Below are 24,914 nucleotides of genomic sequence, written 5' to 3' on the forward strand. Positions count from 1 at the left end.
GTTAAACGAAGGCCCGGCTAAAAGTGGCAGGAAACGGGGCAGGGGCGCGTGCGCCCCCGCGAATAGGCGCCCGTTTCGAACGTTAGACGGGACGAAGCAGGCGGAGGCATCTGTCGGAGAGTTTTTGGTACTTTTTGCGGCCAAAAAGTACAGAACCCTCCGCGATACAGGGCGGCTATGCTACCATCCGCCGCCCAGCGCCTTGCAGAGCGTGACGTAGTTGATATACTGCTGCACGACGAGATTGACGTGCGCCATCTGCGACTGGTAGAGACTGCGTTCGGCGTCGATCACGTCGAGGTAGTCGGACAGTCCGCTGCGGTAGAGCGCGCGGGTCATCGTGGCGATGCGGTCGTTGGAGAGCACCAGTTCGCCCGTGCGCTCGGTCTGGCTGCGGTAGGTGGTGATGGCCACCAGCGCCTTTTCCACATCGGCGAACGCCGTCAGCACGGTCTGCTCGTAGGTCTTGGCCGACTGGGTGTAGGCCGCCATCGCGGCCCGCTCGGCGTTGCGCAGCTTCCCGAATCCGAAAATCGGCTCGGCTACGGAACCCAGTGCATCCCATGCCCAGGGGTTCGCCGCAGTTAAATCTTTGATTGAACTGGATGCCACGCCTCCTTTGGCAGTCAGCGAGATGGACGGGAATCGCGCGCTTCGGGCCTGCCCGGCCTGCGCCGCCGCCTGCAACATGTTGAAATGCGCCTCGCGGATGTCGGGGCGGCGTTTGAGCAGTTCCGAGGGCAGCCCCACGGGAATGTCCGCGGGACGGTAGTCGGTCAGCAGTTGCAGCCCTGCTCCGGACAGCTGTGCCCGGGAGGGCGTCTCGCCCAGCAGAATTCCCATCGAGAGCCACGTCTGCTCCACGGCGCGGCAGTACTGCGGTATGTCTGCCTCGGCGGTGTAGACCAGGCTCCGGGCCTGCTCCAGCGCCACGCCGTCGGACATGCCGTAGCGGAACATCGAGTCGATCAGCGCGGCCGACTCGCGCCGCAGCCGGAGGGTCTGGCGGGCGATCGAGAGGTCGCGTTCATACTCCAGCAGGGTGAAGTAGGTCGTGGCGACCTCGGCGGCCAGCGAGAGCCTGACACCCGCCAAAGCCCATTCCGAGGCGGCGATTTCGGCCTTTGCGGCTCGTTTGGCGTTGCGCAGCGCCCCGAACAGCGACAGCTCCCACGAGAGGGTCGGCTCGACGGCATACGACTGCACGATCTTCGTTTCGGGCGTATATTCGCCCTCGGCGGTGGCTTCCGCACCGATCTGCGGCAGGTATTGCGCCCTTACGGTCTTGAGGTTGGCCCGGGCCTGCTGGACGCGTGCGGCCGCCACGGCCACGTCGCGGTTGTTCTCCAGCGCCTGTTCGACCAGCGCATCGAGCGTCGTGTCGCAGAACAGTTCCCACCAGCGTTCGCCCACACCCGTCGTGTCGGACGAGAAGCCCGCGCCGTAGACGTAACTTTCGGGCGCTGCGACCTGCGGCGGGTAGAATTTCGGGGTGCAGGCGGCCAGCAGCAGGGCGGCTATTATGATTTTCGTTTTCATTGTGCTTCCTCCGTTTTTTGGCGTTCGCGGCGCTGTTCGAAGCGGCCGATCTTCCCGACGAAATAGTAGAGCGCGGGGTAGACGAAGATGCCCAGCAGCGTGGCGAAGAGCATGCCGCCCACGAGGGCCACGCCCATGATGTTGCGGGCCGTGGCGTAGACGCCGCTGGCGAAGACGAGCGGCATGACGCCCAGGATGAAGGCGAAGGCGGTCATGATGATGGGCCTTACGCGCAGCTTGGCAGCCCCGATGGCGGCATCCATCAGCGACGCGCCCTGCTCGCGGAACAGCCGGTCGGCGTATTCGACGACCAGAATGGCGTTCTTGGCTGCCAGCCCGATCAGCATGACGAGCGAAATCTGCATGTAGATATCGTTGACGTACAGGCTGTTCATCAGGTGCGTGCCGCCGACGAACAGCACCGCGCCCAGCACCGCCACCGGAACGCTCATCAGGATCGCCAGCGGCAGTCCCCACGATTCGTAGAGGGCCGCCAGCGCGAGGAACACGAACACGAGGGCCAGCGCGTAGACCAGTCCTCCGGTCTTCGAGGCGTTGGCCTCCTGGTAGGAGGTTCCGCTCCACGCCGTGCCGATGTCGTCGGGCAGCACTTCGGCGGCCGTGGCGGTGATCTCCCGCATGACGGTCGTCGTCGAGGCCCGCGCCGCGGGGGTGACGGTGAGCGAGACGGAGCGGTAGAGGTTGAACTGCGAGACGTACTCCACGCCCACGGTGTCTGCGACCTCGACGAGCGACGCCACGGGAACGCTCTCGCCCGAGGCCGAAGTGACGTAGTAGCTGTCCAGCGACCGCCGGTCGAGGCGGTAGTCGGGCGCGGCCTGGATGTAGGTCTGGTAGAGTTTGCCGAAGCGCGTGAAATTGTTGATGTATGCGCCGCCCAGCAGGGTGGTCAGCTCGCCGTAGAGCGTCCCCAGGTCCACGCCCGCGGCCAGCGCCTGCTGTTTGTCGATGCGCAGCCGCCGCTGGGGAACCCCGGCGTCGAACTGCGTGGTGACCGAGGCGATCGCAGGGCTTTTGCGCAGCGAATCCATCAGCCGCCCGGCGTTTTCCATCAGGTAGGCCGTGCCGCGCCCTTCGAGGTCCTGCATCTCGACCGAGACGCCCGAGGTGACGCCCAGCCCGGGAATCGAGGGCGGGATGAAGGCGTAGCACTCGGCCCCCGGGACCGTGACGTAGAGTTCCCCGGTGAGCCGCTGGGCGATCTGCATGGCCGAGAGCTTGCGGTCGGAGTAGTCGACGAGTTTGACGAAGATGATGCCGCTCGACGTCGAGGCGATGCCGGCCATCATGTTGAATCCCGCGGCGAACGAGGTCGAGGCGACCTCGGGAAGCGTGCGGATCACGGCGTCGGCGTCGGCCATCGCCTGCCGGGTCACCTGCAGCGACGAGGCTTCGGGCGTCGAGACCATCACCATCACGTAGCCCTGATCCTCCTCGGGGAGGAATCCCGCGGGCAGTTTGCGCCACACGACGAAGATCACCCCGAGGACCACGGCCACGAAAATGCCCGTGCGGGCGACGTGGCGCATCAGCGTCGGCGTGAAAGCCGTGTAACGGTCCATCTGCCGCGCGAACCAGCGGTTGAAGGCGGCGAAAAAGCCTTTTTGCGACGGCTCCCGGTGGCGCAGCAGCAGGGCGCAGAGCGCCGGGGAGAGCGTCAGGGCGTTGAAGGCCGAGATGACCACCGAGACGGCGATGGTCACCGAGAACTGCTGGAACAGCCGCCCCGTGATGCCGCCGGTGAACGACACGGGGACGAAGACGGCCAGCAGTACGACCGTCGTGGCGACGATGGGCGAGGCCACGTTGCGCATGGCCTCCAGCGCCGCTGCGCGGGGTTTCATGCCCCGTTCGATATTGACCTGCGCGGCCTCGACGACGACGATGGCGTCGTCGACCACGAGGCCGATAGCCAGCACGAGTCCCAGCAGCGAGATGATGTTGATGGAGAATCCCAGCAGCGGGAACAGCGCGAAGGCGCCGACGAGCGATACGGGGATCGCCACCAGGGGGATGACCGTCGCGCGCCAGTCCTGGAGGAAGAGGAAGATGATGAAGATGACGAGTATGAGAGCGATGACGAGCGTGCGGAAGATGTCCTTCACGCCGGCGTCGATGCTCGTGGTGCTGTCGACGATCGTGGCGGCCTCGACGCCGTCCGGGAACCGCTTCGAGAGGCGTTCCATCGCGGCCTTGACCTTGCCGCCCACGGCCACGGCGTTGCTGCCCGGCTGCTGGTAAATGACGATCATGGCCGTCGGGTCGCTCTCGTAGGACGAACTAACGCCGTAGGTCTGGCTGCCGAGCGACACCTCGGCGATGTCGCCCAGACGGATCTGTTCGCCCGAGGAGGTGGTCCGCACGACGATGTCGGCGAACTCCGCGGCGGTGGAGATCTGCGGCGGCATGGTCACCGTGTAGGTGTAGGCCACGCCGTCGGGGGCCGGTTCGGCGCCGAACTGCCCCGCGGGGTAGATGCCGCCCTGCTTCTCGATGGCGGCCGTCACCTCGTCGACGGCGATGCCGTAGTATTTCAGTACGTCGGGCCGCAGCCACACCCGCATGGCGTATTCGCCCGCGCCCATGATCGAGACCTTGCCCACGCCGTCGATCTTCAGCAGCTCGTTCTGGAGGTTGATGTAGGCGTAATTCGAAAGGAACTCCCCGTCGTAGCGGCCGTCGCTGTGCAGCGAGTAGACCATCAGGAAGCCCGTCATGGTCTTGCGCGTGGTGACGCCCTGCCGGGTGACCGTCGCCGGCAGTTCGGCCGTGGCCGACGAGACGTTGTTCTGGGTGAAGATGGCGTCGAGGTCGGGATCGGACCCGATGTCGAAGGTCACTTGCAGGACCATCGAGCCGTCGTTGGCCGAGGTGGCCTGCATGTAGAGCATGTCGCTGACGCCCATCACGGCCTGGGCCACGGGCGTCGCCACGGCGTTGTTCACCGTCTCGGCGTCGGCACCGTCGTAGGTGGCCGACACCTCCACGACCGGAGGCGTGATGTCGGGGTACTGCTCGATGGGCAGCCCCATGATCGAGATCAGGCCGACGAGCACGATGACGATGGCCAGCGAAATGGCGAAAATCGGGCGCGAAACAAAGAATTTCTCCATGACGCTACCTCTTTTCGGGGATTATCTTCGCGCGCTCGGGAATCACCTTTGCGCCGTTGCGCAGTTTCTGCTGCCCGGCGACCACGACCTGTTCGCCCCGGTCGAGTCCCTCGTCGATGCACCACATCGCGCCGTAGGTGTCGCCCGGGGTGACGCGGCGGTACTGTACCGTACTGTCGGCTTCCACGACCCACACCGAGCTGATGTCCTGCGCCTGGCTCACGGCCTGCTGGGGCACGACGACGCGCGGCCGCACGGGGCCCACGTTGGCCTCCACACGGGCGAACTGCCCGGGTTTCAGCGCCTCGTCGGGATTGGGGAACATCACCACCACGACGAGCGTCCCGGTGGTCGACGAGACATCCTTGCGCGTGTAGTCGTAGATTCCTTCGAGCGGGTATCGCGAGCCGTCGGCCAGCACGAGGCGGATGTCCGACAGCAGCCCTTCGTTGTCGTAGATCGAAGTCCGGTCGCCCGCATAGCGCAGGTACTGCGACATCGGGATCGCCACGTCGACCGTCAGCGTGTCGATGTTCGACACGGTCGTCAGCACGCTGAACTGCGTGCCGGGACCCACGTAGTCGCCCACGTGCGCCGCGGTGTGTTCGATGATGCCGTCGATCGGCGAGCGCAGTTCGGTGTATCCCACGTTCATCCGGGCGTTGCGCAGCGACTGTTCCGCCGAGCGCACCGAGGCCTCGGCGGCCTTCCATTGGGCCGTGTACTGGTCCAGCTGCGACTGGCTGATGGCGTCGATGCGCGCCAGCGGCACGGCGCGGTCGTAGTTGTTGCGGGCTTCGAGGGCCTGTGCGCGGGCCGATTCGAGTTCGGCTTCGGCCGCCAGCATCGAGGTCGACAGCTGGTCGGGGTCGATGGTGAACAGCAGCTGGCCGCGCCGTACGGGCATGCCGTTGCCGTACTGTTTCGACGAGAGGTAGCCGTTCACGCGCGGCTGGATCACGGCGTCGAAGTTGCTCGCGAGGTAACCGATGAAACTCATGCGGTTGGGCACGCTGTCGACGGCGGCTTGGGCCACCCCGACCCGCAGGGGAGGCACCGCCTGTTTCGGCGTATGTTTCGCGCATCCCGTGAGGAGTGCGGCGAAAAGGCATGCGGTGGGGAAAATTTTGTCCATAAGGGTATGTTTTACCCCGCAGGAAAGGCAAAAAACGTACCGTCAACCCCTTGAAATGGGGTTTTTCCTGTAAAAAAGGCTGTTTTTTCCGATTCCGGATGATGATGTTTAGAATATTTTTATATCTTTGCGTTGATAACAAACCCAATTAACAAATAAAACTATGAAAGAGTTAGTAGCAAAAATCAACGCAGAGTTTGAGGTATTTGCAGCCAACGCAGCTGCTCAGGTTGAGAAGAACAACAAGGCTGCCGGCACGCGCGCCCGCAAATCGGCTCTCGAAATTTCGAAGCTGATGAAGGAGTTCCGCAAGGTTTCCGTAGAAGCTGCGAAATAATTGAATTCCGCGCAACGATAAAGGCTGTCCTTCGGGGCAGCCTTTGTTGTTTTCGGTTCTCACGGCCTCTTTTCGTACCGCCTTGTCCGGTCCGCACGGGAAAAATACGTTTGTATGTCCCGTCCGCGCCCTGCGAGTGCAAATGCAAAGATGGCCTATAAAATCGAAACCTAAAGTTCGATTCCGTACCTGCGGAACACCTCCATGTCCTCGGGACGCAGGCCCGTCTTGCGGAAAGGCACGGCCTCGTTGTGGTCGTTCAGGTAGCGGCGCGGAGCCGTGCGGTCGAAATCGGGGCTTACGAGCGAGACTTTCGTCGTGAGGAACCGCCCGCGGATCGAGGCCATGTCGGCCATCGTGTGAAACAGCGCGTGGGTCGTTGCGGGGGCCGTTTCGTTGGCCTCGGCGGCAGCGGCCTTTTCGGGGAAATGTTTCCGGTAGTCCTCCGAGAACCAGGCCAGCGAAGCCACGTAGAGCTGGTAGGCCGTCGTCGTGGGCGAGGCGTGCAGGAACCGTTCGCGGTCGTCGTCGATCAGGTCCTCGCCGTGGTCCGCGCAATAGAGCAGGGCCGACGAGGTGCCTTTCAGCGACCGCAGGTAACCGATGGTCTGCGCGAGGAAATAATCCGTATAGCGGATCGAGTTGTCGTAGGCGTTGACGAGCATCGGACGGTGCTGCCGGGCGATCGCCACGTCGTTGTCGGGCTGGAAATGGGCGAACTCGCGCGGATAGCGCTGGTGGTAGCTGAAGTGCGAACCGTAACAGTGGAGCACGAAAAGGAGTTTCTGCGACGTGCTTCTTTCGAGCACCTTGCGCATCTCGTCGAGCAGCTGCGTGTCGTGGCGCGGCGAGCGGATGTAGATCACGTGCTTGGCGTCGTGGGCCAGGTGGTCGATCATCGCGCCCTGCGGCGACTGGTTGGAGATGAACCACGTGTCGAATCCCGCCTCGTTGAAGAGTGCCGGAAGGCCCTTGCGGCGGTACAGCTCCTCGTGTTCGTCGGTGGCTACGGACGAAAGGATCAGCGGCACGCTCTTGTGGGTGGTGTTGCTCTGGGTCAGCACGTCACGGAAAACCACCAGGTCGCCGACTCTGGAAAGCAGGGGATTGGTCTCCCGCTCGTAGCCGTAGAGCTGCCAGTTCATCGCGCGCGCCGCTTCACCTATAATATATACATAGACCTCGCGTCCCGGGGCTTCGGCCGTGCGTTCGGCCTCGTAGGTGAATCCCCCGGAGGTTTTGTGGAAGTTGTACGATTTGCGGAACTCCGAGCCGCTCAACCCGAGGTTATACATGATGTTGAGCGGGAAAATCTCGTCGCGCAGCACGTGCCGCTCCTCGCTGACGCGGTAGGCGGGCCACAGGGCCAGCAGGCCCACGGCGAAGAGCGCCGCACCGGTCAGGCCGATGTTCATGCGCGCCGTGCGCGTGATGTAGCGTTTGTGTCCGATCTCGCGGGCCGCGAGCCACAGCAGCGGCAGGTAGATGACGCAGACCAGGATCACCGACGGATAGATGTTGCCCAGCAGTTCGCCCGCCTCGCCCGGATTGGTCGTCAGCAGGTTGGTGAACATGTCCGTGGCGATGATCGAATTGCCGAACAGGTACAGCAGCACGATCTGGAAGGCGCAGAAGAAGATGAACGGAAAGGCCAGCCAGATCATCACGCCCGAGCGCCGCAGCGCCACGCTCCACATCATGTAGAATCCCAGCGGCATGAGGATCAGCGCCTCGACGGTCCACACCGAGTAGGGTTCCGTATTGGCCAGCACGCAGTTGGGGATGATCAGCGCCACGAAGAAGTAGACCGTCAGCAGCGTCGTGAAACGGCTGCGGGTCTTGACCACCCTCCGGCGGTTCGTCTTGTTCGTGTTATTCGGATCGGCACTCATAAAAACTATCTTAAAAAGCCTCGTTGATGTTCAGCAGGAATCCGCTCGTTTTCTTGCCGAATCCGTAGTCGAGGCGCACGTTCACCCGTTTTTTCAGTTCCCACCGGAAGCCTGCGCCGTAGTTGGGCAGCGTCTGCGACCAGTCGAATCGCGGCAGCGAGGGAAAAACGTTGCCCGCGCCGCCCCATACCGCGCATCCGATCCGCCGCCAGATGCGCTGGCGCAGTTCGACCTGCACGGTGATCATATCGTTGTCCGTATAGCGGCCCTGGTAGTAGCCGCGCATCCGCTGGCCCCCGCCCATGCGGGCGAGCATCGGCCACGGAGTGCCGTCGGAATTGAATACCGCATACAGATCGGCGGCCAGGATACCGCCCTTCCAGACCTGCCGGTAGGCGTCGGCCGTGAAGGTCGAGCGCCACAGCGTCTTGCCGCAGTTGCCCAGCCCTTTGGGGAACAGCGTCTCCTGGAAACTCACGTAGATGCCCCGGAACGGATTGGGGATGAAGTCGCGCGAGTCGTATTCCAGAATTGCGCCGACGCCCGTGGCGGTGTATTTCAGCTTTTCCCCGCGCAGGTATTCCGGCTCGGAGAATTTCAGCCCCCGGGTATGCTCGAAACTCACCAGTCCCCCGATGTAGGCGTGGGGCAGGAACTCGTGCAGGTAACGCCCTTCGACCAGATAACGCTTCTCGGAGTAGGTGCTCTCGGGGTTGTGACGCCCGGCGTCGTAGCCGATGCCCCAGAAACTGCGGGGCGCCGAGGCGAACATCACCGTATAGTTTATGCGGCGTTTGTTGTGCGAGAAAATGTTGTTTCCCGTCACGCCCAGCGCATAGAACCCCGATACCGAGACGTTGCCGAAGATCGAAACGTCGGACGGCGCCGTGATCGAGTCCGTGCGGTCGAGACGGTAGAGTCCCGCCGCCAGCAGGCCGATGCCGAAACTCGTGTTCTTCGAGTAGCTGGGACCTCCGGCGAAGGTGAAGTCGATCTTCTTCTCGAAGGTCTTGTCGGTGGTCGACTCCCCGAAGTAATCGACGACGCGCCGCAGGAAGGGTTTCTTTTCGGGAGCCTGCGGCGGCAGCGGGGTGTAGGAGTAGCGGAGCGTGTCGCCGTCGGAGGAGCGGATGGCGGTCTCCTGGGCATGCGCCGTGAGGCGTATGCCCGCGCTTATGAGCAGCAGAACGGCGAGGCGGCGCAGCATCCGGGCCTATTTGTACTTCTCGATGGTTTCGTAGAAGGCCTCCTTGTCGGCGTCGGAGAGAACTCCCTTGCGCAGGAACACCAGTTCCCCTTCCTTCGATACGATCATCAGCACGAACTGGTTGTTGCAGTCGCCCAGCCCCCATGCCGTGCTTAAAATACGGTCCTGGTCGGCGAGCACCGTGGCGCCGTTCTTGGCTGTGCGCTTCTTGGCCATGTTGCGGGCCATGCCGTTGGGGACCATCGGGGCGTCCTTGAGGTTCATCACGCCGAAGCCGTAAATATTGTCGCTTTCGGCGCGGTGGTTCTGTTCCAGTTCGATGGTGAAATCCTCGTTCTGCTTGTGGCGGTCGGGGTCCACGTAGAATATCATCAGGTTCTTTTCGCCGAAATGGGGGAGTTTGGCCGGCTTGCCGTCCAGATCGAGCACCTCGACGTTCTGCACTTTGCGGGGCAGTTCCTGCGCCTGAACGGCCGATGCGGTCAGCGCGAAGGCGGCCAGCATCACGATCACTTTCATCTTCATTACGTTCTGATTTTGTTGGTTTCTAATGAAAACAAATCGCGACAAAGGTACAATATTTCTCCGAAGATGGAGGCTGCGGGGGTGCATATTATTGTTCGATTGGTCATTTTTTTCGGCCGGACGAGGCCAGAGCCACGTCGAAGGCGTACAGTCCGCCGCCCGAAACGATCAGGAATACGTAGATTCCGAGCCACACGAATTCCGGTTCCCCGGCTCCGAATCCGCCCCAGGCGAACATCAGGAGGATGCCCAGCGACATGACGAGGGCCGACATCCGCACCCAGAGGCCCATGATGATCAGCACGGCCAGCAGCACCTCGGCGATCGTGACGATGACGAATACAGCCGGCGGATTGATGTAAAGCAACGATGGATATGAACTGATTATCTCGTTATAGTTCTGTATTTTGCCGATGTTGTGGAACAGCATCATGGCCCCCGTGAACAGCCGCAGGTAGAGTACCGCCCAGTCCATGCACCTGTATTGTTCGATCCAGTCTGAAATTCGTTTTCCCATGCCCCGGTTCCCTGCAATTCGCGTTCCGGAAATTCCGCTGTCCCCGGTGCCGTAACGACATTTTTCACAGGTCGGATGGTTTTGCCGACCGGGCGCGGTTCAATTTTGCATCCATCCGACTTTTTACTACCTTTGGCGGCGTATTATAAAACAGGGCGATGATGCAGGATATGATAGACGGACGCTGCGGTTGGTGCGGAACCGACGGGCTGTATGTGAAATACCACGACGAGGAGTGGGGGAAACCGGTGGCCGACGACGGCAGGCTGTTCGAATTCCTCGTGCTGGAGAGCGCCCAGGCCGGGTTGAGCTGGATAACGATTCTCCGGAAGCGGGAGGGCTACCGCAAGGCCTTTTGCGGTTTCGACGCCGGAAAGGTGGCACGGATGACCGATGACGATGTCGAACGGCTGATGCACTTCGACGGCATCGTGAGAAACCGGCTGAAAATCAAAGCGGCCATCACGAACGCGCGGCTGTTCCTCGCCGTGCAGGAGGAGTTCGGCAGTTTTCGGAACTACACGCTGTCGTTCTTTCCCGACGGAAAGCCCATCACCAACCACTTCCGGTCCCTGAGCGAGATTCCGGTGTCGTCGCCCGAATCCGACGCCATGAGCCGGGACATGAAAAAACGGGGTTTCAAATTCTTCGGATCCACGATTTGTTACGCCCATTTGCAGGCCTCGGGATTTGTCAATGACCATCTGACGGGCTGCATTTGCCGGAACGGACAATGACGATACGCCATGAGCCGGCCCTTTTCCGGCTCCTTCCGGGGCATTGTTCCGGAAAGGCTCTGAATCTTTTAACTATATGAAAACGAGTATATTATTTGTCTGCCTCGGCAATATCTGCCGTTCTCCGGCCGCCGAGGGCATCATGCGCCGCCTCGTGGAAAAGCGGGGTCTGTCCGGAGCGTTCGAGATCGACTCCGCGGGAACCTACGGGGGACACCGCGGCGAACTGCCCGATCCGCGCATGCGCAGCGCGGCCTCGCGCCGCGGTTATGCGCTGACGCACCGTTCGCGTCAGGTCCGGGAAGAGGATTTCGGCCGCTTCGACATGATCGTGGCGATGGACGACATGAACTACGAGTCGCTCAACCGGCTGGCTCCGTCGCGCGAGGCCGCGCGGAAGATTTTCCGCATGACGGAGTTCTGCCGCCGCCATCCCGACCGCACCTACGTGCCCGATCCCTACTACGAGGGACACGAGGGCTTCGAACTGGTGCTCGACATGCTGGAAGACGGCTGCGAGGGGATTCTGGAATATCTCTCCGAAAACGACAAATGAAAGAGTCTCTCTTTGACGAGGGAGACCCGGAGGGATCGCCGGAACGGATGATGCCGCGGAACGCGACCCGGTGCGGAATCGGCAGGTTCAGCCCGGGATGAAATCCGTGCCTGTTGAACTCGCCGGTGTTACATCAGAAATCCAGCCCGAAACTGATGCTGTAGGTGTTGCGCAGCAGCGAGTGCTTCTTGGCAAAGAGGTAGGCGAAATCGAGCCGCAGGTGGAGGATGCGCAGTCCCGCGCCGACGGTCCAATAGCTCGGGTAGTAGTCGCGCCGTTCGCCGTAGTGGTAGCCGGTGCGCAGCTGCACGAGCTGCATCAGGTTGTATTCGGCGCCCAGCGACATCTGGAAACCGCGGACCGCGGAGGGCGAGAAATAGTAGCCCAGGTCGGTTCCGACAGTGATTTCGTGTGCATCGGTGAGGAACGTGTCGAGGGCCGCACCCACGGTGAAATCCATCGGCAGGGTGTATTCCGTATCGCGTAAATACCCGCCCAGGTTGCCCAGCTTGGCGCCTGCACGCAGTGTCGAATAGCTGCCGACGTTCTCCAGCGGCCGCTGCCATGCGGCGCTCAGATCCACGGCCAGCGCGTCGGCCGAGACGTCGGGGCGTTTGAGGTGCATGTAGCGGCCGACGATGCCGACGGCCCACTGGTCGCCGATGCGGCGCGCATAACCCAGGTCGACGGCCATGTCGTTGTTGCCGTGCCCGCGGAGGAACTGCCTCCAGCCGGCCTGCACGAGGTTGATGTTGTCGAACCGGCAGAATCCCGACACGGCATAATAGTCGAAGCTCCGCTGTCCGTAATAGGAGGAGGAGACCTGCGACGGCGTGTGCGAGAAGATGGCCGTCGCGGAGTTGTTGTAGATGGCGTGCGAGCCGGAAAGGGTGGTCATCATCACGCCGCCCATGCCCAGCGACTTGGCGTCGGGACTGGGAAGCGTCGCTTCCTGGGCGTATGTCTGGAGCGCGGCCAGCGCCGCGAGCAAGGTTATAAGTCGTTTCATTGTTGCAAATATAGTGAAAGTTGGGCGCAGAACCAAAGTCGGGTCTGTCGAAACGCGTTTTAAAGGTAACAAAAAAGATGCAAGTTGCGCATGGTAGGGTTCTTCTGATCGATACAAGTTTCCGATAGCGGGATTTACCTTCGCTTCGCTCGGTGACTGCAGCGGCGCAATAACAGCTAAAAAAAGAATCCCTCCGGGTGCAGGCATAAACAAAAGCGCCTGTCCGAATGAATTCGACAAGCGCTTTTGTTTATGCCGGATGCCTTGCGGCATCATTCTTTTTTTATCTGTCCGTATTGTTTCCTAACAGTTCATCGCTCCGCAGCAGTGGATGACCTGCCCGCTGACATACGACGAAAGGTCCGACGCGAGGAACAGCGCCACCTTGGCGACATCCTCCGGCGTTCCGCCGCGGCGCAGCGGAATCTGCTTGTACCAGCCCTCCTTCACCTCGTCGGGCAGTTTGTCGGTCATCTCGGTCATGATGAAGCCCGGGGCGATGGCATTGGCGCGGATGCCGCGCGGACCCATCTCCTTGGCGATGGATTTGGCAAGGCCGATCATGCCGGCCTTCGACGCCGAGTAGTTGCACTGGCCGGCGTTGCCGCTGACGCCCACCACCGACGACATGTTGATGATCGAGCCGCTTTTCTGGCGCGCCATGACCGGCACGACGGCGTGGATGAAGTTGAACGCCGACTTGAGGTTCACCGTCAGCACGGCGTCCCACTGGGCCTCGGACATGCGCATCATCAGGCCGTCCTTGGTGATTCCGGCGTTGTTCACGAGGATGTCGATACGGCCGAAATCCTTCATGATCCGGTCGATGACCGCGTGCGTCTCTTCGAAGTTGGCTGCGTTCGAGGCATAGCCCTTGGCCTTCACGCCCAGCGCGGCGATCTCGGCTTCGGTGGCCTTGCCGTTCTCGTCGATCGCAAGGTCGGTGAACGCCACGTTGGCGCCCTCTTTGGCGAATTCGAGTGCGATGGCCTTGCCGATGCCGCGTGCGGCGCCGGTCACAACGGCCACTTTTCCGTCCAGTAATTTCATAATTCTCTTATATTTTTAAGGCAATGTCTGCCAATTTTTATTCGCAAATATAGGAAAAATATCTTAATCGTCTGCCCGCAGAACGAATTTCGGCATTTTTGCTTATCTTTACCGACCGTAAACAGCATTCCAAAATCCTTTATAACGATATGAAAAGAGACTCCCAGATTTTCGATTTGATTGCCGCCGAGCGCAGCCGCCAGATGCATGGCATCGAGCTGATCGCTTCGGAGAACTTCGTCAGCGACCAGGTGATGGAAGCCATGGGTTCGGTTTTGACCAACAAATACGCCGAGGGCTATCCCGGAGCGCGTTACTACGGCGGCTGCGAGGTCGTGGACAAGGTCGAGACGCTGGCCATCGAGCGCATCTGCCGCCTCTACGGCGCGGAATACGCCAACGTTCAGCCCCACTCGGGCGCACAGGCCAACATGGCCGTTTTCTTCGCCTGCATGCAGCCGGGCGACACGTTCATGGGACTCGACCTGGCGCACGGAGGACACCTCTCGCACGGTTCGCCGGTCAACATGTCGGGTAAATATTTCAAGGCCGTGGGCTATCAGCTCGACGAGGCCACAGGCGTGATCGACTACGACGCCATGGAGCGCAAAGCCCTGGAGTGCAAGCCGAAACTGATCGTCGGCGGCGCGTCGGCCTACTCGCGCGAGTGGGACTACAAGCGCATGCGCGCGATCGCCGACAAGGTGGGCGCGCTGCTGATGGTGGACATGGCCCACACGGCCGGCCTGATCGCCGCGGGGCTGCTGGAGAATCCCGTGAAATACGCGCATATCGTCACCTCGACGACCCACAAGACCCTGCGCGGTCCGCGCGGCGGCATTATCCTGATGGGCAAGGACTTCGAGAACCCCTGGGGGCAGACCACGCCGAAGGGCGCCGTGAAGATGATGTCGCAGATCCTCAATTCGGCCGTCTTCCCGGGCATCCAGGGCGGCCCGCTGGAGCACGTCATCGCCGCCAAGGCCGTAGCCTTCGGCGAGGCGCTCGAACCCGCCTACAAGGAGTACCAGACGCAGGTGCAGAAGAACGCCGCGGCGATGGCCGCAGCGTTCGTGAAGCGCGGCTACAAGATCGTCTCGGGCGGCACGGACAACCACCTGATGCTCGTCGACCTGCGCACGAAGTTCCCCGAACTGACGGGCAAGCTGGCCGAGAAATGCCTCGTGGCCGCCGACATCACCACCAACAAGAACATGGTTCCGTTCGACAGCCGCTCGCCGTTCCAGACCTCGGGCCTGCGTTTCGGAACCCCGGCCATCACCACGCGCGGCCTGAAGGAGGACAAGATGGACTACATCGTCGGGCTGATCGACCGTGTGCTGCACGATCCGGAGAACGAGGCGAACATCGCCGCCGTGCGCAAGGACGTGAACGCCCTGATGGCCGATTATCCGCTTTTCGCGTGGTAATATGAAGGAGGTCATCGATTTCTTCCGCCGGCTGCACGACAACAACACCCGGGAGTGGTTCGACGCCAATCGCGCCGAATGGACCCGGGTGAAGGGTCGGTTCGCGGATTTCACCGGGCAGCTGATCGAGGGCATCGCGTCGTTCGATCCCACGGTGCGCGGGCTGCGTCCGCAGGACTGCACCTACCGCATCGCCCGCGACACGCGTTTCTCGCCCGACAAATCGCCCTACAAGACCTACATCGGGGCCTACATTGCGCCGAAGGGCAAGAAATCGGGCTTCGCGGGATACTATTTCCACATCGAGCCTTGCGCCGATTCGCTGGTGTGGTGCAACCTGCTTTCGGCGGGGGCCGTCTGCATCGAGCCGACGGTGCTGCGTTCGATCCGCGAGGAGGTGCTCGACAACGGCGCGCAGATCGAGGCGGCGATCCGCAAGGCCAGGGGCTTCCGCCTGTGCAGCAGCAACAAGCTCAAGCGGGTCCCGACGGGATTCCCGGCCGACAGCCCCTATGCCGAGATGCTGAAGCTGAAGGATTTCTACCTCGAACAGCCGATCACCGAGGAGTTCTTGCTCGCGCCCGGCCTGCTGGACCGCACCGTCGAACGGTTCCGCCTGACGCAGCCGTTCATCGCCATCCTGAACCGGGCGATCCAGTACGCCTACGAAGAGATGCAGTAGCATGAGACGTCTGTTTCTGATCGCTGCACTGTTCCTGCGGACGCCGGCCGGAGCGCAGAACGACGGCGCGACGCCGTGGAAGATCGAAAAAGAGACCTTCGTCTATGCCGTGCGGGATGCCGACACGCTGCGGCTGGACCGTTACACGGCCCTCACGTCCGACAGCCGGACGAAACCCTGCCTGATGTTCCTTTTCGGCGGCGGCTTCATGACCGGCACGCGGGACAACCGGCGTTTCCGGCCCTTCTTCGACTACTACGCCCGCAAGGGGTTCGTCGTCGTGTCGATCGACTACCGGCTGGGGATGAAGCGGGCCAGACAGGCCGGCCTGCTCGACGAGGAGCATTTCACCCGGGCGCTGGACACGACGCTTTCGATGGCGACGGAGGACCTCTACGACGCCACGGCCTATATATGCCGGGAGATGCCGGACGTCGATCCTTCGCGGATCGTGACGTGCGGGTCGAGCGCCGGGGCCATCACGGTGCTGATGGGCGAATACTGGCTCTGCAACGGGCATCCGCTGGCCGCCGGGAAGTTCACGCAGAACTTCAGATACGCCGGGGTAATCGCCTTTGCGGGAGCCGTTTGCGACACGCAGGACAGCCTGCGCTGGAAGCGCGATCCCGCGCCGATGCTGCTTTTCCACGGCGACGCCGACCGCAACGTGCCCTACGGCACGATCGGTGTCGACGGGGTCTGGCTGTTCGGTTCGGAAAGCATTGCCGGCGACCTCGCGCGGCGCAGGGTTCCGCATGCGTTCTACTCCGTCGCCGAGACCAATCATTCGATGGCGTGGCGGCCGATGACCGAGAACCGCGGCGAGATCGACTCGTTCCTCGAAAAGCTGGTCTTCAAAGGCCAGCGGCTCGTGATCGGCGCCCGCATTACGCCGCTCGATGCACCCGCTGTTCCGAAGGATTTCGGGATCTCCGACTACATCGACGCCAACTACGGGCATTAGACGTCCGCCGCAGATGAAAAATCCGCAGCCTTCCTCGGGAAGCTGCGGATTTTCGTTTGCCGTGCGGCGCGGGATGTCACTCCACCGTCACCGACTTGGCGAGGTTGCGGGGCTGGTCGACGTCGCGGCCCTTGTAGACGGCGATGTAATAGGCCAGCAGTTGCAGCGGGACCGATACCACGATGGGCATCAGGCACTCGGCGATCACCGGAACCTCGATCACGAAGTCGGCCGAGCGGCGCACCTGCTCGTCGCCGCGGGCGATGACGGCGATGATCTTGCCGCCCCGGGCCTTGATCTCCTCGATGTTCGACGCCGTTTTTTCGTAAGTGTGGTCCGGCGTGGCGATGGCCACGGTGGGCATCTCGGCGTCGATCAGCGCAATGGGCCCGTGCTTCATCTCGGCCGCGGGGTAGCCCTCGGCGTGGATGTACGAAATCTCCTTGAGTTTCAGCGCGCCTTCGAGCGCCGTGGGGTAGTTGTACCCGCGGCCGAGGTAGATGAAGTTGTGCGCGTAGGTGAATATCTTCGCCAGATCGGCGATCTGCGGGGCGACTTTCAGCACCTCTTCCATCGTCTCGGGCAGGTGCAGCAGCGCGGCTGAAACCTCGTTGTAATGCGCTTCCGTGACGGTTCCCTTCTCGCGGCCCACGGCCAGCGCCAGCATGGCCATCACGGTCACCTGTCCGGTGAAAGCCTTCGTCGAGGCGACGCCGATCTCGGGGCCCACGTGGATATAGGCTCCCGAATCCGTGGCCCGGGCGATCGACGAGCCGACGACGTTGCAGATGCCGAAGACGAACGCCCCGGCCTTGCGGGCCAGTTCGACGGCGGCCAGCGTGTCGGCCGTCTCGCCCGACTGCGACACGGCCACGACGATGTCGTCCTCGCGGATGATGGGGTTGCGGTAGCGGAATTCCGAGGCGTACTCCACCTCGACGGGAATGCGGCAGATCGACTCCACGAGGTGCTCGCCGATCAGCGAGGCGTGCCACGACGTGCCGCACGCCACGAAGACGATGCGGCGGGCGTTCACGAACTTGTCGCGGTGGTCGATCACGCCCGAAAGTTTCACCTCGCACGTGTCGGGGTTGATGCGTCCGCGGATGCAGTCGACGATGGTCCGGGGCTGCTCGTATATCTCCTTGAGCATGAAATGGGGATAGCCTCCCTTTTCCAGCTGCGAGATCGAAAGCTGCAATTTCTTGATGTCGATCTTGGCGTCGTGATTGTCCAGCGTGACGATTTTCAGCGGGGCGTTGCGGTCGATCACGGCGATTTCGCCGTCGCCCACGTAGACGAAATCCTCGGTGTATTCGATGATCGACGCGGCGTCGGACGAGAGGAAGAACTCCCCGTCGCCCACGCCCACGACCATCGGGCTGCTCTGCCGCGCGGCGACGATCCGGTCGTGGTTGCCCTTCTCGACGACGGCGATGGCATAGGCGCCGATCACCTGCCGGAGGGCCTGCCGCACGGCTTCGGGCAGCGAGCAGCCGCTGGTCGCGCGGACGTATTCGATCAGATTCACCAGCACCTCGGAATCGGTGCTGCTGCGGAAGGTGTACCCGTTCTGTTCGAGTGCGTCCTTCAGCACGCGGTAGTTCTCGATGATGCCGTTGTGGATCAGGGCTATGTTCTCCGATTCGGAGTAGTGGGGATGGGCGTTGGCGTCGTTCGGAACCCCGTGCGTGGCCCAGCGGGTGTGGGCGATGCCGATGCTGCCGCCGAGATCCTTTCCGTCGAGGAAATGCTCCAGGTCGGAGACCTTGCCCTTGCATTTGAAGACGTTGAGACGCCCGTCCGGATTGACCAGCGCGACGCCCGCGCTGTCGTATCCCCTGTATTCGAGGCGGTGAAGCCCCTTTATCAGAATCGGGCACGCGTCGCGCCGCCCGACATATCCAACTATTCCGCACATGTTTTTTTCTGTTTTTTGTCCGGGTCAAAAATAAGAAAAAATTTTAATAAACACACATGTGTAAGGGCGGGAATTTACTCCCGCCCTTTTCCGGAATAGGCTGCAATGCCTGCAACCGTTTGATTCAGAATTGATTTATCGCACGTATTTCAGAATTTCCTTCACAATCGCGCCGTTGCCTGCGACGATCGAGATGCCGCGGTCGCGGCGCAGGTCGCAGACGACGCCTCCGGCCTCGGCGAGGATCAGTTCGGCGGCGCAGACGTCCCATTCGTGCAGCGCCAGTTCCCAGTAGCCGTCCAGCAGTCCGGCGGCAACGCAGCTGATGTCGTAGGCCGCGGAACCCAGCCGCCTGACATCCCGCACGTAGGGGATGATCCGGGCGACGTTGTCGCTGTTGTTGTCCGGATCGACGTCCTTGTCGTAGGGGAATCCCGTGGCGATGACCGAGGTGGCGAGCGTCTGTTTCTGTCCGACACGGAGACGTTCCGGCTCCCGCGAAGCGTATTGCAGAAATGCCCCGCCGCCCTTCGTTGCCGTGAACAGCTCGTTCAGATAGGGCGCGTAGACGACCCCCACGACGGTTTCTCCCCTGTGCCGGAGGGCTATCGAAACCGTGAACAGCGGAAGTCCCTGGCTGTAATTGGTCGTGCCGTCGAGCGGATCGACGACCCAGCGCCAGTCGCTCGCGGCGTTGCCCCGGCAGCCGCCCTCCTCGCCCAGAATGGCGTGGTCGGGGTAGCACTCCGTGATGCCCCTTGCGATATACTCCTCGCTCTCCCTGTCGGCGCGCGTCACCACGTCGCAGACGTTGGATTTGGTCCGGATCGACAGGTTGTCGCCCCGGAAGTAGGCGAGTTGTATCCCGCCTGCGGCCTTTGCCAGCTGCACGGCGAATTCCAGAAACTCGTCGTACATGCTATTCGGATTCAGCGAAATACTTGTAGAACAGCGGAATGGTCTCCACGCCCTTGTCGAACTGCTCCAGTCCGTAACTCTCGTTTGGCGAGTGGATGGCGTCCTCCGCCAGCCCGAAGCCGATCAGCAGCGACTTGATGCCCAGGATCGACTCGAAACCGCTGATGATCGGAATCGAACCGCCCGAATAGAACGGCAGCGGCTTCTTGCCGAAAGTCGCCTCGACGGCCTTTTCGGCGGCCTTGTAGGCCGGCATGTCGGTCGGTGCGACGTAAGGCATGCCGCCGTGGAGCGATTTCACCACGACCTTCACGCTCTTGGGCGCGATGGCGCGGAAATGCTTTTCGAACAGCTCCGAAATCTTGCGGTAGTCCTGATTCGGCACGAGGCGCATCGAGATCTTGGCCGAAGCCTTCGACGGAATGACCGTCTTGGTCCCCTCGCCCGTGTAGCCGCCCCAGATGCCGTTGACGTCGAGCGACGGGCGCACGCCGGTGCGTTCCAGCGTCGTGTAGCCCGCTTCGCCCTCCACGTCGCCGATATCGAGCGACCTCTTGTAGTCTTCGAGGCTGAACGGCGCCTTGTTGAACGCCTCGCGCTCGGCGGGCGTCAGCTCCCGCACGTCGTCGTAGAAGCCGGGGATCGTCACGCGGCCGTTCCCGTCGACGAGTCCCGCCACCAGCCGCGCCAGCACGTTGGCCGGGTTGGCCACCGCGCCGCCGAACAGCCCCGAGTGCAGGTCCTTGTCCGGTCCCGTCACCTCGACCTCCATGTAGGCCAGTCCGCGCAGCCCGCAGGTGATCGACGGCGTCTGCATCGAGATCATCGACGTATCCGATACCAATATAATATCGGCCTTGAGCAGCTCCTTGTTCCGTTCGCAGAAGCCGTAGAGGCTCGGCGAACCGATCTCCTCCTCGCCTTCGAGCATGAATTTCACGTTGCAGGGCAGCGAATCGGTGGCGCACATCGCCTCGAACGCCTTGGCGTGCATCCACAGCTGGCCCTTGTCGTCGTCGGCGCCGCGGCCCCAGATGCGCCCGTCCTTGATAACCGGCTCGAAAGGTTCCGTGCGCCACTCGTCGCGCGGGTCCACGGGCATCACGTCGTAGTGGCCGTAGACCAGCACCGTTTTGGCCTTGGGGTCGACGGTCTTCTCGGCGAAAACCACCGGATTGCCCTCCGTGGGCAGCACGTCGGCACGGTCTGCCCCGGCCTTCACGAGTGCCGCCGCGAGAAACTCGGCGCAGCGCTGCATGTCGGGTTTGTGCTCGGACTGCGCACTGATCGAAGGGATGCGCAGCAGGTCGAACAACTCATTGATAAACCGCTCTTTATTCTCCTTTATATAAACCTTTGCTTTATCCATTTATTCGGTGGTTTTTTGCAGTACGTAATTGTCCGCCAGCGCGCCGGTGACCGGCTGTTTTTCGGCGTCGAGGCGGCGCAGGCGGTTCTCCTCGACCTTGTAGTATTCGGGCTGCTCCCCGTCGGCGGGCGTCAGCGTCAGCAGGTTTTCCCGTACCGTATAGCCGCCCTTCTCATCGAACTCCGCATCGCGGCCGATGTATTTCAGGTGCTGTTCGTACGCGCCGCCGGGCTTGAGCCGGAGCGTCACCTCGATACCCGGGCAGTCGGCTGCGGGCAGCGTGCCCCTGTATGTACCCTGGTAGTCGAGCGACGTTTCGGCCGTGTGCATGTCGGGCGCGGCGGCTGCGGCCTTCTGCGTATCCGCGGCCGCGGTTTTCCTCTGCGCGTTTCCGCCGCAGGAGACCAGCGCGAGGACCGCCGCAAGGATCAGAATTTTGTTTTTCATGGTCTTAAATGTTGCAGATTTCCTTGATTTCGGCGATGAACCGCTGCGCCAGCGCGTCGGCCTCGTCCATCGACTTGGCCTCGGTGTAGACGCGGATGATCGGCTCGGTGTTCGACTTGCGCAGGTGCACCCAGTTTTCCGCAAAGTCGATCTTCACGCCGTCTATATCGTTCACATTCTCATCGGCGTAACGCTCCTTCACCTCACGCAGCACTTTATCTACGTCGATGGCGGGCGTCAGCTCGATTTTGTTCTTCGAGGCGTAGTACGAAGGGTAGGTGGCGCGCAGCTGCGTCATGGTCATGCCTTTCTTCGCCAGCCACGTCAAAAAGAGTGCCGTGCCCACCAGCGCGTCGCGGCCGTAGTGCAGTTCGGGATAGATCACCCCGCCGTTGCCTTCGCCGCCGATCACGGCGCCGACCTCCTTCATCTTCGTCACGACGTTGACTTCGCCGACCGCCGAAGCGTAATACCTGCCGCCGTGGCGCTCCGTGACGTCGCGCAGGGCGCGCGACGAGGAGAGGTTCGAAACCGTGTTGCCGGGCTTCTCGGAAAGGATGTAGTCCGCAACGGCCACCAGCGTGTACTCCTCGACGAACATCGAGCCGTCCTCCGAGACGAACGCCAGACGGTCGACGTCGGGGTCGACGACGATGCCCAGGTCGGCTTTCTCGCGCACGATGACCTCCGAAATCTCCGTCAGGTTCTGCGGCAGCGGCTCGGGGTTGTGGGCGAATTCGCCCGTGGGTTCGCAGTTCAGCTCCACGACCTCGCAGCCCAGCTCGCGCAGCAGCTTCGGCATCACGATGCCGCCCACCGAGTTCACGGCGTCGACGACGACCTTGAAACGGCGCTTGCGCACGGCGGCAACGTCCACCAGCGGCAAATCCAGTACCTGACGGATGTGTACCTCGTTGAAATCCTCGCGCGACAGCACATGGCCGATGGCGTCGATGGCGGGGTAGTCGAAATCCTCCTCCTCGGACATGGCCAGCACCTGCTTGCCCTCGGCGTCGTTCAGAAATTCGCCGTCGGAGTTGAGCAGTTTCAGGGCGTTCCACTGGCGGGGGTTGTGCGAGGCGGTGATGATGATGCCGCCGTCGGCTTTCTTGGTGATGACGGCCATCTCGGTTCCCGGAGTGGTGCACAGCCCGACGTTGACGACATCGGCACCGCAGGCCAGCAGGGTCCCTTCCACAAGGTTCGAGACCATTTCACCCGAAATACGGGCGTCGCGTCCTACGACTATGGTAAGTTTTTTGCCCGGTGCACGGCGGGCGATCAGGCGCACGTAGGCCGTGGTGAATTTTACGACGTCGGGGGGCGTCAGATTCTCGCCCGCGGGTCCGCCGATCGTGCCGCGGATGCCCGAAATGGATTTGATGAGTGTCATGTTTTATTCGGTTTTACGTATACTTATGTTTATGAAAAATTCGCTTCGATGTTTTGATATTCGAGGTAAATATATTACTTTTATGCCAATTATGGAAATTAAAAAACGACAATTATGAGAACCATCCCCGCTTCCGAATTGATTATCAACGACGACGGTTCGATTTTTCACCTGCACCTGCATCCCGGGCAGCTGGCCGACACGGTGATCCTCGTCGGGGATCCCGGCCGCGTGGCCCTCGTAGCCGGATTTTTCGACACGAAGGAGTGCGAAGTCGCGAACCGCGAGTTCAGGACCGTGACGGGCAGCTATAAAGGAAAACGCATGACGGTCCTCTCGACGGGCATCGGTATCGGCAACATCGACATCTGCGTCACGGAGCTGGATGCGCTGGCCAACGTCGATTTCGCCACGCGGCAGGAGAAGGCCGTGAAGAAGCGGCTCACGCTGGTTCGGCTGGGCACGTCGGGCGCCATCCAGCCCGACATCAAGGTCGGTGAATTCGTCTTCTCGCGCACTTCATGCGGATTCGACGGCCTGTTGAGCTATTACAAGGGCCGCGACGCGGTCTGCGACCTGGCGCTCGAAGAGGCGTTCGTGAAGCACACGGGCTGGTACGAGAAGATGCCGCGCCCCTATTTCGTCGACGCCGACAAGACCCTGTTCGAGCATTTCAGCGACGTCACCCGCGAGGGCATCACCGTCGCCGCCCCGGGCTTCTACGCCCCGCAGGGCCGCTGGGTGCGCCTCGAACCGCACGATACGCACCTGAACGAGAAGATCGAGTCGTTCGGCTACGAGGGACGCCGCATCACCAACTTCGAGATGGAGGGTTCGGCGCTGGCCGGACTGGCGGCCCTGATGGGCCACCGCGCCGCCACGATCTGCACGATCATCGCCCAGCGCATCGCGCAGGACGTCGACACCGACTACAAGCCGTTCGTGCGGAAGATGATCGAAACGGCCCTCGACAAACTGGCAATTTTAGAGTAAGAAACCATAAACAGACAAAAACAGAAACAACGTATGAAATTTTCCGTATCAAGCTCGGCCCTGCTTTCGCTTCTGGCTACCACCGGCAAGGTTATCAGCAATAAGAACACGCTGCCCATCCTGGACTACTTCCTCATGGAACTCAACGGCAACACGCTGCAAGTCACCACGTCGGACCTTGAGACGACGCTCGTCGGGCAGATCGGGGTGGACAGCGTCGAGAGCGAAGGTACGATCGCCGCACCGGCCAAACTGATGCTCGACTCGCTGAAGGAGTTCCCCGAACTGCCGCTGACCATCGAGGTCAACGACAAGAACTGGGAGATCAAGATCAGCTGGAAGAGCGGATCGCTCTCGATTCCCGGGGCCAGCGCCGTCAGCTATCCCGCCGTGCCGCAGCTGAACGCCGAGAAGAAGGAACTCCGCCTCGACGTCGACACGCTCGTGAACGGCATCAACAAGACGATTTTCGCCACGGCGGACGACGAACTGCGCCCCGTGATGAACGGCATCTATATCAACCTGGCACCCAACGCGCTGACGTTCGTGGGAACCGATGCGCACAAACTCGTGAAGTACGAGGCCGAGACCGAAAACGAAGTGACGGCGTCGTTCATCCTCCCGAAGAAACCCGCCAACCTGCTCAAGTCGGTGCTGCTGAAGGAGGACGACGCGATCGAAATGGCGTTCGATTCGAAGAACGCGCTGTTCAAGCTCAAGAGCCACACGCTCGTCTGCCGCCTGATCGAGGGCAACTACCCGAACTACAACGCCGTGATCCCGGCCAACAACCCCAACAAGGTGCTGGTGGACCGCATCGAGCTGGTCAACGGCATCAAGCGCGTGGCCGTCTGCTCGAACCCCACGACGAACCTGATCCGCATGGACATCGCCGACAACCGGATCACCCTCACGGCACAGGACATCGACTTCTCGGTGTCGGCCAACGAGACGATCTCGTGCAGCTACGACGGGCAGCCCATTTCGATCGGTTTCAAGTCGACGTTCCTCGTCGAGATCCTCTCGAACATGGACACCCCGACGGTGGTGGTGGAACTGGCCGACTCGACCCGCGCCGGCGTCTTCAAACCCGTTTACGACGACAAGCAGTCGAGCGCGACGCTCATGCTGCTGATGCCGATGATGATCAACGCATAAC

22 protein-coding genes are annotated in these 24,914 nt (G+C 61.8%); 8 read left to right on the plus strand and 14 right to left on the minus strand.

Features of this window, described 5'->3' with window-relative positions; translation table 11 throughout:
• Positions 1 to 180 precede the first annotated feature (180 nt).
• From ACGHP5_RS14930 to ACGHP5_RS14940, 3 genes are read right to left on the minus strand one after another with little or no spacing between them, the layout of a single operon-like run.
• Positions 181 to 1,539 carry an efflux transporter outer membrane subunit gene (locus ACGHP5_RS14930; protein ID WP_390567496.1) on the minus strand — a complete coding sequence of 453 codons (1,359 nt, stop codon included), beginning with the start codon at positions 1,537 to 1,539 and terminating at the stop codon, positions 181 to 183.
• Positions 1,536 to 4,673 carry an efflux RND transporter permease subunit gene (locus tag ACGHP5_RS14935; RefSeq protein WP_390567498.1) on the minus strand — a complete coding sequence of 1,046 codons (3,138 nt, stop codon included), beginning with the start codon at positions 4,671 to 4,673 and terminating at the stop codon, positions 1,536 to 1,538. The genes ACGHP5_RS14930 and ACGHP5_RS14935 overlap by 4 nt, the downstream gene beginning before the upstream one ends.
• A gap of 4 nt (positions 4,674 to 4,677) precedes the next feature.
• Entirely contained in the window at positions 4,678 to 5,808 is a 1,131-nt protein-coding gene (locus ACGHP5_RS14940) for an efflux RND transporter periplasmic adaptor subunit (RefSeq protein WP_390567500.1), read from the minus strand.
• 163 nt (positions 5,809 to 5,971) lie between these two features.
• Between ACGHP5_RS14940 and ACGHP5_RS14945 the strand changes: the two genes are divergently transcribed.
• Complete coding sequence (locus ACGHP5_RS14945; protein ID WP_295942451.1) at positions 5,972 to 6,145, plus strand: histone H1; 174 nt, start codon at positions 5,972 to 5,974, stop codon at positions 6,143 to 6,145.
• Between the two features lie 170 nt (positions 6,146 to 6,315).
• On the opposite strand, the gene ACGHP5_RS14950 is transcribed toward ACGHP5_RS14945, so the two are convergent.
• The 4 genes from ACGHP5_RS14950 to ACGHP5_RS14965 form a co-directional block, all read right to left on the minus strand.
• Positions 6,316 to 8,037, minus strand: coding sequence for a lipid A phosphoethanolamine transferase (locus tag ACGHP5_RS14950; protein ID WP_295942454.1), 1,722 nt, complete (start codon positions 8,035 to 8,037; stop codon positions 6,316 to 6,318).
• A 10-nt stretch (positions 8,038 to 8,047) separates the two neighbouring features.
• Positions 8,048 to 9,244 carry a BamA/TamA family outer membrane protein gene (locus ACGHP5_RS14955; protein ID WP_290533817.1) on the minus strand — a complete coding sequence of 399 codons (1,197 nt, stop codon included), beginning with the start codon at positions 9,242 to 9,244 and terminating at the stop codon, positions 8,048 to 8,050.
• Positions 9,245 to 9,250: 6 nt separating this feature from the next.
• The gene (locus tag ACGHP5_RS14960; protein WP_290533816.1) at positions 9,251 to 9,769 is read right to left on the minus strand and encodes a hypothetical protein; all 519 of its coding nucleotides are present in this window, start codon (positions 9,767 to 9,769) and stop codon (positions 9,251 to 9,253) included.
• A 103-nt stretch (positions 9,770 to 9,872) separates the two neighbouring features.
• A complete protein-coding gene (locus ACGHP5_RS14965) occupies positions 9,873 to 10,286 on the minus strand; it encodes a DoxX family protein (RefSeq protein WP_390567503.1) in 414 nt (137 codons plus the stop codon).
• 161 nt (positions 10,287 to 10,447) lie between these two features.
• Here ACGHP5_RS14965 and ACGHP5_RS14970 point away from each other — a divergent pair, with 161 nt between their 5' ends.
• Together ACGHP5_RS14970 and ACGHP5_RS14975 are read left to right on the plus strand one after the other, a co-directional pair.
• Entirely contained in the window at positions 10,448 to 11,023 is a 576-nt protein-coding gene (locus ACGHP5_RS14970; RefSeq protein ID WP_290533814.1) for a DNA-3-methyladenine glycosylase I, read from the plus strand.
• 76 nt (positions 11,024 to 11,099) lie between these two features.
• Positions 11,100 to 11,579 carry a low molecular weight protein-tyrosine-phosphatase gene (locus tag ACGHP5_RS14975; protein ID WP_390567505.1) on the plus strand — a complete coding sequence of 160 codons (480 nt, stop codon included), beginning with the start codon at positions 11,100 to 11,102 and terminating at the stop codon, positions 11,577 to 11,579.
• Positions 11,580 to 11,712: 133 nt separating this feature from the next.
• Here ACGHP5_RS14975 and ACGHP5_RS14980 read toward each other — a convergent pair whose 3' ends face one another.
• Together ACGHP5_RS14980 and fabG are read right to left on the minus strand one after the other, a co-directional pair.
• Positions 11,713 to 12,588 (minus strand): PorV/PorQ family protein, encoded by an 876-nt coding sequence (locus tag ACGHP5_RS14980; protein WP_290533812.1) that lies wholly within the window; start codon positions 12,586 to 12,588, stop codon positions 11,713 to 11,715.
• A gap of 303 nt (positions 12,589 to 12,891) precedes the next feature.
• Positions 12,892 to 13,638: a 3-oxoacyl-[acyl-carrier-protein] reductase gene (gene fabG, locus ACGHP5_RS14985; protein WP_290533811.1), complete on the minus strand. Its 747-nt coding sequence runs from the start codon at positions 13,636 to 13,638 to the stop codon at positions 12,892 to 12,894.
• A gap of 149 nt (positions 13,639 to 13,787) precedes the next feature.
• On the opposite strand from fabG, the gene glyA reads away from it, so the two are divergent.
• The 3 genes from glyA to ACGHP5_RS15000 are packed head-to-tail and all read left to right on the plus strand — an operon-like array spanning position 13,788 to position 16,714.
• Entirely contained in the window at positions 13,788 to 15,068 is a 1,281-nt protein-coding gene (glyA, locus tag ACGHP5_RS14990) for a serine hydroxymethyltransferase (RefSeq protein ID WP_290533810.1), read from the plus strand.
• A gap of 1 nt (position 15,069) precedes the next feature.
• Entirely contained in the window at positions 15,070 to 15,750 is a 681-nt protein-coding gene (locus ACGHP5_RS14995; RefSeq protein WP_295905019.1) for a DUF2461 domain-containing protein, read from the plus strand.
• Between the two features lies 1 nt (position 15,751).
• Positions 15,752 to 16,714, plus strand: coding sequence for an alpha/beta hydrolase (locus tag ACGHP5_RS15000; protein ID WP_337757316.1), 963 nt, complete (start codon positions 15,752 to 15,754; stop codon positions 16,712 to 16,714).
• A gap of 76 nt (positions 16,715 to 16,790) precedes the next feature.
• Here the strand turns inward: ACGHP5_RS15000 and glmS are convergent, their stop codons facing one another.
• From glmS to glmM, 5 genes are all read right to left on the minus strand, one after another.
• A complete protein-coding gene (gene glmS, locus ACGHP5_RS15005) occupies positions 16,791 to 18,635 on the minus strand; it encodes a glutamine--fructose-6-phosphate transaminase (isomerizing) (protein ID WP_290533807.1) in 1,845 nt (614 codons plus the stop codon).
• Between the two features lie 135 nt (positions 18,636 to 18,770).
• Positions 18,771 to 19,553, minus strand: coding sequence for an inositol monophosphatase family protein (locus tag ACGHP5_RS15010; protein WP_295905023.1), 783 nt, complete (start codon positions 19,551 to 19,553; stop codon positions 18,771 to 18,773).
• A gap of 1 nt (position 19,554) precedes the next feature.
• The gene (locus ACGHP5_RS15015; protein WP_290533805.1) at positions 19,555 to 20,922 is read right to left on the minus strand and encodes a dipeptidase; all 1,368 of its coding nucleotides are present in this window, start codon (positions 20,920 to 20,922) and stop codon (positions 19,555 to 19,557) included.
• Entirely contained in the window at positions 20,923 to 21,369 is a 447-nt protein-coding gene (locus ACGHP5_RS15020) for a copper resistance protein NlpE (RefSeq protein WP_290533804.1), read from the minus strand.
• A 4-nt stretch (positions 21,370 to 21,373) separates the two neighbouring features.
• A complete protein-coding gene (glmM, locus tag ACGHP5_RS15025; RefSeq protein WP_390567509.1) occupies positions 21,374 to 22,762 on the minus strand; it encodes a phosphoglucosamine mutase in 1,389 nt (462 codons plus the stop codon).
• 114 nt (positions 22,763 to 22,876) lie between these two features.
• Here glmM and ACGHP5_RS15030 point away from each other — a divergent pair, with 114 nt between their 5' ends.
• Both ACGHP5_RS15030 and dnaN read left to right on the plus strand, forming a co-directional pair.
• Positions 22,877 to 23,755 (plus strand): nucleoside phosphorylase, encoded by an 879-nt coding sequence (locus tag ACGHP5_RS15030; RefSeq protein WP_290533802.1) that lies wholly within the window; start codon positions 22,877 to 22,879, stop codon positions 23,753 to 23,755.
• A 33-nt stretch (positions 23,756 to 23,788) separates the two neighbouring features.
• Positions 23,789 to 24,913, plus strand: a complete 1,125-nt coding sequence (gene dnaN, locus ACGHP5_RS15035) for a DNA polymerase III subunit beta (protein WP_290533801.1) — start codon at positions 23,789 to 23,791, stop codon at positions 24,911 to 24,913.
• Position 24,914 lies beyond the last annotated feature (1 nt).

Source organism: Alistipes sp. i18-0019-D1 (assembly GCF_042852885.1).
Lineage (GTDB): Bacteria > Bacteroidota > Bacteroidia > Bacteroidales > Rikenellaceae > Alistipes.